The sequence below is a fragment of the Candidatus Darwinibacter acetoxidans genome (assembly GCF_041936445.1).
Classification (GTDB): Bacteria; Bacillota; Limnochordia; order Darwinibacteriales; family Darwinibacteriaceae; genus DTU010.
This window is the reverse complement of the sequence record NZ_JBHGXH010000130.1, coordinates 59,660-68,546: the sequence shown is the minus strand read 5'-3', so window position 1 is coordinate 68,546 and position 8,887 is coordinate 59,660. Positions and strand designations below refer to the sequence as shown.

Here is an 8,887-nt window from a genome sequence, read left to right as displayed (position 1 = left end):
CTGACCCCGCCTACGAGAATGTGCCGCAGCGGATTGTGCAGGCCAACTCGCCGCAGGTGGAGATCGCCTCCGGTGCCACGGTGTCCAGTAAGGCAATCATGGCCGCTGTGGAGCAGGCCTTAGCACAGGCGGTGGACGGTGCCGCAACAGAGGCAGCAGTAGAGGCTTTCACCATTGCAGTGGACGATGGAACGTATCGGGCCAGCGCCGATGGTTTCGGCGGTGAACTGGTGATCGATGTGACCGTTGAAGGCGGTAAGATCACAGACATTGAAGTTGTAGAATCCCAGGAAACACCCTTTATTGCCGATACGGCTTTCAAAGAGCTGATCCCGGCGATCATCGAGGCCCAGGGACCGGTTGAGGCGGTGAGCGGTGCCACCTTCACCAGCAAGGCCTTGCTGGAAGCTGTGGACAAGGCGGTAAGTGGAGTAACTGAGGCGTCGAAAGCGGCTGAGCCCTTCGCCATTTTGGTGGAAGACGGCACGTACCGGGGTAGCGCCGACGGCTTCGGCGGTGAGCTGGTGATCGACGTCACTGTTGAAGGTGGTAAGATCACAAACATTGAGGTTGTGCAGTCGGAGGAGACCCCCTTCATCGCCGATACGGCCTTCAAACACCTGATTCCCGCGATCATCGAGACGCAGGGGCCGGTTGAGGCGGTGAGCGGCGCCACGTTCATCAGCCGGGCACTGGAAGATGCGGTGCGTGATGCCTTGAGGATAAAGGAGGGCCAATAGGATGAAACAGTTATGGGAAGGTCTGTTCACAAAGAATCCGGTGTTAGTGCTGGCTCTCGGGCTGGTTCCGGCGGTGGCGGTGACCACTACCGCCATGAACGGCTTGGCCCTGGGTATAATCGCCGCGATCCTGCTGGTGGCAGCAGCCATCGTTAACTGGGTGTTGGCTCCCCATGTGCCGGAAAATGCCAAGCTGGCTGTCCGGATGCTCGTGCTCATTTTGCTGGTTGTGGCGGTGTACAGCCTGCTGCTGGGGAGGAATCCCGGTCTCGTGGCCAGCCTGGGGATTTTCCTGCCCCTCCTGGCCGTTGATGAACTGCTGCTCCAGGCGGGCGGAGAAAGGCGTGGTTTTGGCGAAGAACTCCTGAGGGCCTGCGGACAAGGCTTAGGCTTCGCCTTGGTCTTGGTTGTGCTGGGCGTGGTCAGGGAGTTCTTGGGGATGGGTTCCATCTTCGGTCGGCAGATCGTAACCGGGTCATTGGCTCCGTTGTCCCTGGCGGGCAGTGTCCCTGGGGGCATGGTCATCCTGGGCCTGCTTATGGCTTTAGTCAATCTCGTTACCAAGCGGGGAGGGGAACTCCATGACTAATGGATTGGAAATCTTGGCGCAGACCGTTGTCAGCGGGAACCTGGTTTTGGTGCACGGCCTGGGGCTCTATGCCCTGATTCGTCACACGACAAATGTGAAAGAGGCAGCTAAAGCGGGAGTAACGCTGCTCACGGCTATGCTGCTCGGTTCCGTGCTCCTCTGGCTGTTGGGCCCGATTATCCCCGTCGCGCCTGCTCCTCAACTGGGATTCTACCTCCTGGTGGGCTTAGTCGCTGGGTTTACTGCACCGCACATCCTCAAACAGGGACAGGTTTCTTCCCTGGAGCGCCGGGCTGTGGACAGCGCCCTGGTGGGCCTGCTGCTTCTCATGGGCCGCAGCGGCGCAGCCGGAGTGCAGAATCTTTGGTTTGCCCTGGGAGCCGGGCTGGGCTATCTGATAGTCCTGGTGGTCATGGCTACCATTAGGAAGCGCCTGGAACTGGCGCCCATCCCCAAGGCCCTGCAGGGTGTGCCCATCCTGCTCATCACAGTGGGGCTGCTGGCCATCGCCCTGCTGGGGTTTAGGTTCTAGAGTCTTTTCGGTGCACAGCGCTCCGGGGAAGCAGCAGCTTCCCCGGGGCGTTTTTAAGTCAGGGGCCCTTGGGGAAAAGTTATCAGAAAAAAGAGGGAATTTAAGACATTTGTGGAAGTTAATACTGCCCGGGGAGTGGCAGAGGAGAGAGTCTTGTGCCCACGAAGCAAAGGGTTGTTCTGCTCATCTTAATTGCCCTCAGTCTTCTGCAGCAGGGGGTGCGTTGGAAGCAAAGCAGTTTCGAACCGCAGGTTGTCCAGGCGGCGGAGGCAGCTGCTCCTGCCCAGGAAGGTAGACACTGTCCGCTGGTGCATGTCAACACCGCGGGCCTGGCGGAACTGCAGACCCTTCCGGGCATCGGTCCCGTGCTGGCGGAGAGGATTATTATCGAGAGGAAAGAGGCACCTTTCCGGGAAAAACGGGACCTTTTACGGGTATCGGGCATTGGAGAAAAGCGCCTGGCCCAGATTGCCGACCTGATCTGCCTGTACGTAGAAGAAGATGCGCAGGCCCAGTAGTCTTCTGCTGCTCTTTCCCCTTTTGGCCCTGGGGATCCGCGTGGGTTCCCGGGGCCCTTTCAGCCCCAGGCTTTTGGCGGCCGTGTTCTTGCTGCTGGCTGGCGCCTGGCTGTATGCAGCCTATCGGGGGCGCCCGGGAAACGGGCTCTTCCGCGCTGCGCTCTGCGCAGCAGCCCTGCTCATTGGACAGGTGGCCATGCTGCCTGAGCAGGCCTGGGTTGTCCCCCGGGAGGGTGAGTTTAGCGGCAGGGTCTACGCCGTGCAGCCCCTTAGTTTTGATCAGCGGGTGTTGGTGCAGCTGCATTCGTCCGCCCACCGGGTCGCGGTGCATCTGCCTTTGCAGGCAAGGGTGGCGGTGGGTGATGAGCTCACCTTTAGGGGCACGGTGGCCCAGCCCGCTAAAGCGCCCAACCCCGGAGTGTTCTGCTACCGCTCCTACCTGAGGCGCCTGGGCGTTTTTGGGGTAAGCTATCCCCCGGAGTTTGTCATTTCCAGGCAGGAGAAGGTGGGCCTTCTCGAGCGGGTGCGCGCCGTTCTGCGCCGGAATGTGACCGCCCATGTGCGGCATCCCGGGCTGGTTTTGGCCTTAGTTTTGGGCGAGCGGGATCAGCTAGGTGATGACCGCCGGGAAACTTGGAGGCTTCTGGGGATTTCCCATCTCTTAGCCATTTCCGGCATGCACGTTGGTTACCTGGCCCTGGGGGTTTCCTGGGTTATGGGCAGGCTGCCTTGGCGTCCCTGGCTGAAGTACCTCATCCTGCAGTGTTTTCTGTTCATGTACATCGTCGTGTCAGGCACCGGCGCATCGGCCTGGCGGGCCTTTTTGGTAAGTGCCTTGGGGGGCTATGCCGGCATTAGGGGGCTGCGCCGGGATGCTCTGCACATCTGGGCCGCCGCCGGCTGGACTCTGCTCCTGCTCAAGCCCGCTTTCGCCTTTGACCTGGGCTTTCTTTTGTCCTTTGCCGCATCCGGCGGCATTCTGCTTTGGGGACCCACCCTGCGGCTGGGCTGGAAAAGGAGGATCCCTGCTTACCTGGTGCAGTCCCTGCTCCTTTCCACCGCTGCCCAGCTGGCTTTGGCCCCCTTTTTGCTGGGAAGCTTCGGGGAGGTGGCTCTGCTGGGGCCCGTGGCCACCCTGCTTTTTCTGCCCTGCACTGCCGTTCTCCTGGTGGTGGGGCTCCTTACGGCCTTGGGTTTAGGCTTTCTCGGCTTGGGACGCATCCTCAATGGGGTGATGGGGGTGGTGGGGGCCTTGGAGGCCATGCTGCTGCCCTATGCCCGCCAGTGGACGCTCGGTACCCTTACCCTGCCCGAAGTTGTGGTTTGGTGGCTTTTCTTTATCTACGCCGGTTGGCGCCTGCAGCTCCCCCGGGTGACCAAGCCCCGGCAGACCTACATCCAGCTTCTGAGTATGTTTGTTGTGCTCTGCTTTTTCATGTCTCTGCCGCCGGCTGTGCGCCGTCCCCTGGAAGTGACCGCCCTCAATGTGGGGCAGGGGGACAGCTTTTTCCTGCGCACCCCCAGCGGCCGCAGTATCCTCATCGACGGTGGAGGAGATTGGGCTCCCTGGCAGCCCGGCGGGCGCGATGTGGGGGCCCAGCGGGTGGTGCCCTATCTGCGCCACCGGCAGGTTGAGCGGTTGGACTACGTCATCCTCTCCCATCCCCACGATGACCATTTAGGCGGACTTCTGGCCGTGCTGGAAGCCTTTCCGGTGGGCTTGGTCGTGGACAACGGCGATAGCCACACCAGCCCCACCTACGAGCGCTATCTGGACCTCCTGGCCGCCAAGGACATTCCCTACAGGGTTGTACGGGCTGGGGATCGGCTGGACTTGGGGGATGGGATCACCCTGACCGTGCTCTACCCGGGGGAACTGCGTCCCAACCTTCCCGCGGCCCAGAACAACAATTCGCTGCTGTTCAAGGTGGAGTATGGGGGGATGCGGCTGCTCTTTACCGGCGATCTGGAGGCGCCTGTGCTCTGGGATCTGGCCCACGATCCGGATCTGGATCTGCGGGCCCAGTGGCTGAAAATCCCCCACCACGGCAGCCGCGGCAGCTTGGTGGAGGAGTTCTACCAGGCGGTGGATCCCAACTGGGCCGTCATTCCCGTGGGTCCCAATCCCTTTGGGCATCCCCATGGGGAGGTACTCGCGGCGCTGGAGGCGCGGGGGATCAGCTGGCGCACCACGGAGGAGGGGCCGGTAACTTTTGAGGTCTGGTGGGGGGTATGGGGAAGGTTTAGGCGCAGTGCATCGTGAATTAACTTGATGGGAGTGATGGCTGGTGGACACCTCTTTACTCAAAAAGCTGGAAACAGAGCCCCTGCCCCGGGTTCTTTTGGTGCATGGGCCCGAGTCCTTCTGGCAGGATCGCCTCTATTCAGTCCTGAAAAACAGGATGGCCCAGGAGAGCTTCGGCCAGTGGAACTGGTCCCTCTTCCACGGGTCCAAGGATCTCGACCTGGAGCCTGTGCTTACAGAACTGGCTACCTTACCCTGGGGGGGCACGGCGAAGCTGGTGGTTTTGCGCGAAGCCCATCTCGTGCCCGGGGACACCATGGAAAAGCTGGCCAAGTGGCTGGAGGAGAATCCCCAGGCCAACAGCTTGGCTCTGTTTTACCACCAACTGGATCAGCGCTGGCGGTACCTGAAGATCCTGCGCCAGTTCGCCCTGGAGGTGGAGTGCAGCGCGCTGCGCGGGGAAGAGCTGGCTGATCATGTGGCGAAGTACTGCGCCGGAGAGGGAAAGAAGATCGAACAGGTTGCGGTGCAGCTCTTCTTCACGCGGGTGGGTACCAATCTGCAGGTGATCCACAATGAGCTGGACAAGCTCATCGCCTATGTGGGCGAGCGGACAGAAATCAGCGCGCAGGATGTGGAGGCGGTGACCTCTCTGTGGCCTGAGCAGATCGCCAATCACGCTGTTTTCCAGCTCACCGACTTCATCGCGCAAAAAAAGCGCCGGGAGGCGCTGGGTATGCTGCAGCAGCTGCTGGCGGCCGGCGAGGCTCCCCTGCGCATCCTGGCCCTGATTGAACGCCAGCTGCGCTTGCTTCTGGCCGCCAAGACAAGCTCTAATCTGGACGGGGCGGCAGCCGCCATGGGCGAAAGCAGCGCTTACCCCCTGAAAAAGGTGCGGGCCCAGGCCAGGAGATTCAGCCTAGATGAGCTGTTTGCCGGTTTTCATGCTGTCGTGCAGGCCGATGGCGAAATCAAGCTGGGGGCCTCCGGCGAGGAGGTGCTCACGGACCTGATCATCAAGCTGACTTGAGCCTGATAAAGCAAAAACGCCTCATCCAAGCGGAAGGGCGTTGCTTTTTTTTGCTTTAGGCAAGTTTGGTCAGTCTCTTGCTCAAACGAGACTTCTTGCGGGATGCTGTGTTCTTGTGGATAATGCCCTTGGCTGCTGCCTGATCCAGAGCCTTGAATGCCAGGCGAAGGTGGGCTGGCGCGCTGCTTGGATCATTGGCTAAAGCGGCCTCAAACTTCTTAATGGTTGTTTTCAGGGCAGACTTGGCGGAAATGTTGCGGGCACGCTTTTGCCGGTTAACTCTCACCCGTTTTTCAGCGGATCTGCTGTTGGCCATACCAGTTCACCTCCTCAGGCACAATTACTTTATGATTATACCATTAGAAAGAAGACTGTTCAATAGCCTGGGCTGAATAAGGTTTCTCCTTCAGGTTAATCTAACACTGATGGGAGGAGAGACCATGCCAAAAGAAACCAGTGAAGACCTGCTTTTTGACAAGTACAACATCCGTACAGATCTGGCCTTAGAATCCCACCAAGCGGTGATCGAACAGGAGGGGCCGCCTGAGCTGCCCGGCGTGCGGGTGCACACCGAACAGGAGCCGGGCATTACCATCACCAGGATGGTGGTGGAAAACGACCTGGGGGCCCGCATGATGGGCAAAGCTCCCGGGAACTATTCTACCATCCAATCCAGCGGTCTGCGGGAACACAACCGGGACCTCCATGAACGGATCGCGCAGCTCTTGGCCGAAGAGATCCAGTGGTTCTTCCAAGAGTCTAACCTGGGGGATGAGGACACTGCACTGGTGGTGGGGCTGGGCAACTGGAATGCCACCCCCGATTCCTTAGGACCCAAAGTTCTGGAAAACCTCATGGTTACCCGCCACCTCTTGGAGCTGTCCCCTCCTGAGCTGCGCCAGGGTTTGCGCCCCGTGGCGGCCCTGGCCCCAGGTGTGCTGGGGTTGACCGGGATCGAGACGGGGGAGATCATTATGGGTGTGGTGAGCCGCATCGGCGCCAAGGCGGTGATCTGCATCGATGCCTTGGCCAGCCGCAGCGTGGACCGCCTGTGCAGCACCATTCAGATCTCCGATACGGGCATCAACCCGGGAGCCGGCGTGGGCAACCGCCGTCTGGCCATCAACCGGGAGACCCTGGGCATTCCCGTGATCGCCCTGGGTGTGCCCACGGTGGTGCATGCGGTAACCATCATCTCCGATGCCCTCAACCTCTTGGAGGGCAACCGGGACAGTGAAAGGCTCACCTCCGGCCGCACGGAGTTCCAGATCGATCCCCGGGCGATCATGGGCGGAGAGAAACCCGCGGCCCCCAAAGCCAATCCCTCGGTGGATCGGCGGCAGCTCATGAGCCAGGTGCTGGATCCTTACTTCGGCAGCATGATCGTCACACCGAAAGAGATCGACCTGCTCATTGACGAGGTGGCCGATGTGGTTACCGGTGCCTTGAACATCGCCTTCCACGAGGGCGTCAGTTACGACGAGGTCTTTAAGTACCTGAGTTAACGGCCCCTGCTCAGGGGCTTGCTCACCAGAATGTGTCCGCCGATGGACTCCACCGCTTCCCCTTCCACCAAGATCTGGACCTGCTGGATCTGGGGAAACTCTGTGAGGGTATTGACGATGGCGGTCACCAGGTAGGACTCCAACAGCGCGCCCCCGTTGAAATCTTTAACGATCTCGGAACTGAAATCGGCGGTGGCCAGGCCGTCCTGGATTGTCAGGCTCCGCAGCTGCACGCTGGCTGGCACCGAGGCGAACAGCTCTTCGTGGGCCAGGGGTCCGTTGATCAGGGCCTGCAGTGCAGCTTGGGGGGTGGCGGGTCCGCCGAGCTTGCGCTGGACCGGCACCAGGTGGAATTCGGTGGGTTCCGCCTTGACAAGATAGATGGTGGCGTATTCCTGTCCCTGTTGGGCAGGGGCTGGAGCTGCTGGCATCTGCCGGATGCTGCGCAGCTCTTTTACTTCGCTGTACAGGGAGAACAGTGCCCACAGCCCGGCGGCCAGGCCCACCACCAGCACCACAACGAGGAAAGTTTTCGCGGCACGCATTGCTTCATCACTTCCCGAGGAGAATTGGCTACTACGAGTTTATCATATTTTCCCAGGCAGACAAATATATTCTCCAAGAGAAGAGGTGGTGACATGCGGCTGCGCCTCCGCCGGTTCTACAAACGAATCCGCCGCCGGGCCAGTGCATTGGGGCAGGAGTTCCAGGTTATTCCGCTGATGCTCTTGGCGCTGTTTTTTCTTTCCCTGTCCCTGAGCGGCTACTATCTGCTCAGTCAGGACAGCGGCTTCGACCATGCCCTCGCCCGCTCTCTGTTGAACCTGGGTCTGCCGGCCTACGGCGGTGCTCAGCCGGATTACCACAGCTTGGACATGCACTTGTTTCTCTACTGGCTGACCAATTACGATTTGAGGGATCCTTTGCACATGGTGGAGGCGGCCCTGCCCTTTTCGCCGCAGGTGGTGGCGCACATGCGGGTGTGGGAGGATAGGCCCTTTGTGTTTATCCAGGAGCTTTCCTTTGCGCCGGAGCCGGTGAGGCCGCGCCTGGAGCCGGCGGGGGAAACAGAACGCGGCTTGGTTGACCGGGCCGCACCGAAGGTTTTGATCTACCACACCCATACTTCGGAAATGTATTTGGGACGAGCCCTGGAAGGGGGCAGTCCCGGGCAGGCCCACCATCAGTTCCGCAGCCTGGCCGACCCCACCATCACCGGGGTGATGGCGGTGGGCCGTCACCTGTCCAACGCCTTGACCAGCTTGGGAGTTAAGGTCGTCCACGAGACCAGGATCCACACCCTGCCCAGCATTAACAGCTCCTATGCCAACTCAGAGCGGACCGTGCGGGAAGTTCTGAGCCGGCAGAAAGATTTCGATCTGGTTATTGATCTGCACCGGGACGCGGGGGTGCCCAGCCCCACCATCTTGATCAACGGGCGGGAGGTGGCCCGCATCGCCATCGTGGTGGGCACGGCCCAGAACATCCCCCTGCAGCACCCCAACTACCAGGAGAACCTGGCCCTGGCTTACCGGATCAAAGCCCTGGGCGATGCCCTCTACCCGGGGCTGATGCGGCCTGTACAGGTGCATAAAGAGGCCCGTTACAACCAGCATCTGCATCCCGGGAGCCTCATTTTTGAAGTGGGTTCAGTGGAAAACACCTTGGAAGAAGCGCTCTTGGCCGCGGAGCTTCTCGCCAGCGTGCTGGTGCGCGCCCTCTAACAGG

10 protein-coding genes are annotated in these 8,887 nt (G+C 60.5%); 8 read left to right on the top strand and 2 right to left on the bottom strand.

The features are described 5' to 3' along the window. The 6 genes from ACE4YL_RS04885 to holA all read left to right on the top strand — a co-directional run. On the top strand, nt 1–740 hold a 740-nt coding region (locus tag ACE4YL_RS04885), incomplete at its 5' end, for an FMN-binding protein (RefSeq protein ID WP_461369310.1). Nucleotide 741: 1 nt separating this feature from the next. Then, entirely contained in the window at nt 742–1,329 is a 588-nt protein-coding gene (locus tag ACE4YL_RS04880; RefSeq protein ID WP_461358140.1) for an Rnf-Nqr domain containing protein, read from the top strand. Further along, nucleotides 1,322–1,861, top strand: a complete 540-nt coding sequence (locus ACE4YL_RS04875) for an Rnf-Nqr domain containing protein (RefSeq protein ID WP_461358139.1) — start codon at nt 1,322–1,324, stop codon at nt 1,859–1,861. Before ACE4YL_RS04880 ends, ACE4YL_RS04875 begins: the two co-directional genes overlap by 8 nt. Nucleotides 1,862–2,016: 155 nt before the next feature. Beyond that, nucleotides 2,017–2,379, top strand: a complete 363-nt coding sequence (locus ACE4YL_RS04870) for a ComEA family DNA-binding protein (protein WP_461358138.1) — start codon at nt 2,017–2,019, stop codon at nt 2,377–2,379. Continuing rightward, nucleotides 2,363–4,642, top strand: coding sequence for a DNA internalization-related competence protein ComEC/Rec2 (locus ACE4YL_RS04865; RefSeq protein ID WP_461369309.1), 2,280 nt, complete (start codon nt 2,363–2,365; stop codon nt 4,640–4,642). The genes ACE4YL_RS04870 and ACE4YL_RS04865 overlap by 17 nt, the downstream gene beginning before the upstream one ends. A gap of 25 nt (nt 4,643–4,667) precedes the next feature. Next, a complete protein-coding gene (gene holA, locus ACE4YL_RS04860; protein ID WP_461358136.1) occupies nt 4,668–5,654 on the top strand; it encodes a DNA polymerase III subunit delta in 987 nt (328 codons plus the stop codon). Between the two features lie 55 nt (nt 5,655–5,709). On the opposite strand, the gene rpsT is transcribed toward holA, so the two are convergent. Further along, complete coding sequence (rpsT, locus tag ACE4YL_RS04855; RefSeq protein ID WP_461358135.1) at nt 5,710–5,970, bottom strand: 30S ribosomal protein S20; 261 nt, start codon at nt 5,968–5,970, stop codon at nt 5,710–5,712. A 124-nt stretch (nt 5,971–6,094) separates the two neighbouring features. On the opposite strand from rpsT, the gene gpr reads away from it, so the two are divergent. Next, a complete protein-coding gene (gpr, locus tag ACE4YL_RS04850; protein ID WP_461358134.1) occupies nt 6,095–7,159 on the top strand; it encodes a GPR endopeptidase in 1,065 nt (354 codons plus the stop codon). On the opposite strand, the gene ACE4YL_RS04845 is transcribed toward gpr, so the two are convergent. Beyond that, on the bottom strand, nt 7,156–7,704 hold the full coding sequence (locus tag ACE4YL_RS04845; protein ID WP_461358133.1) for a GerMN domain-containing protein: 549 nt from the start codon (nt 7,702–7,704) through the stop codon (nt 7,156–7,158). The two genes, gpr and ACE4YL_RS04845, sit on opposite strands and share 4 nt — an antisense overlap. Nucleotides 7,705–7,797: 93 nt before the next feature. Here ACE4YL_RS04845 and spoIIP point away from each other — a divergent pair, with 93 nt between their 5' ends. Continuing rightward, nucleotides 7,798–8,883 carry a stage II sporulation protein P gene (gene spoIIP, locus ACE4YL_RS04840; RefSeq protein WP_461358132.1) on the top strand — a complete coding sequence of 362 codons (1,086 nt, stop codon included), beginning with the start codon at nt 7,798–7,800 and terminating at the stop codon, nt 8,881–8,883. The last annotated feature ends 4 nt before the right edge of the window (nt 8,884–8,887 follow it).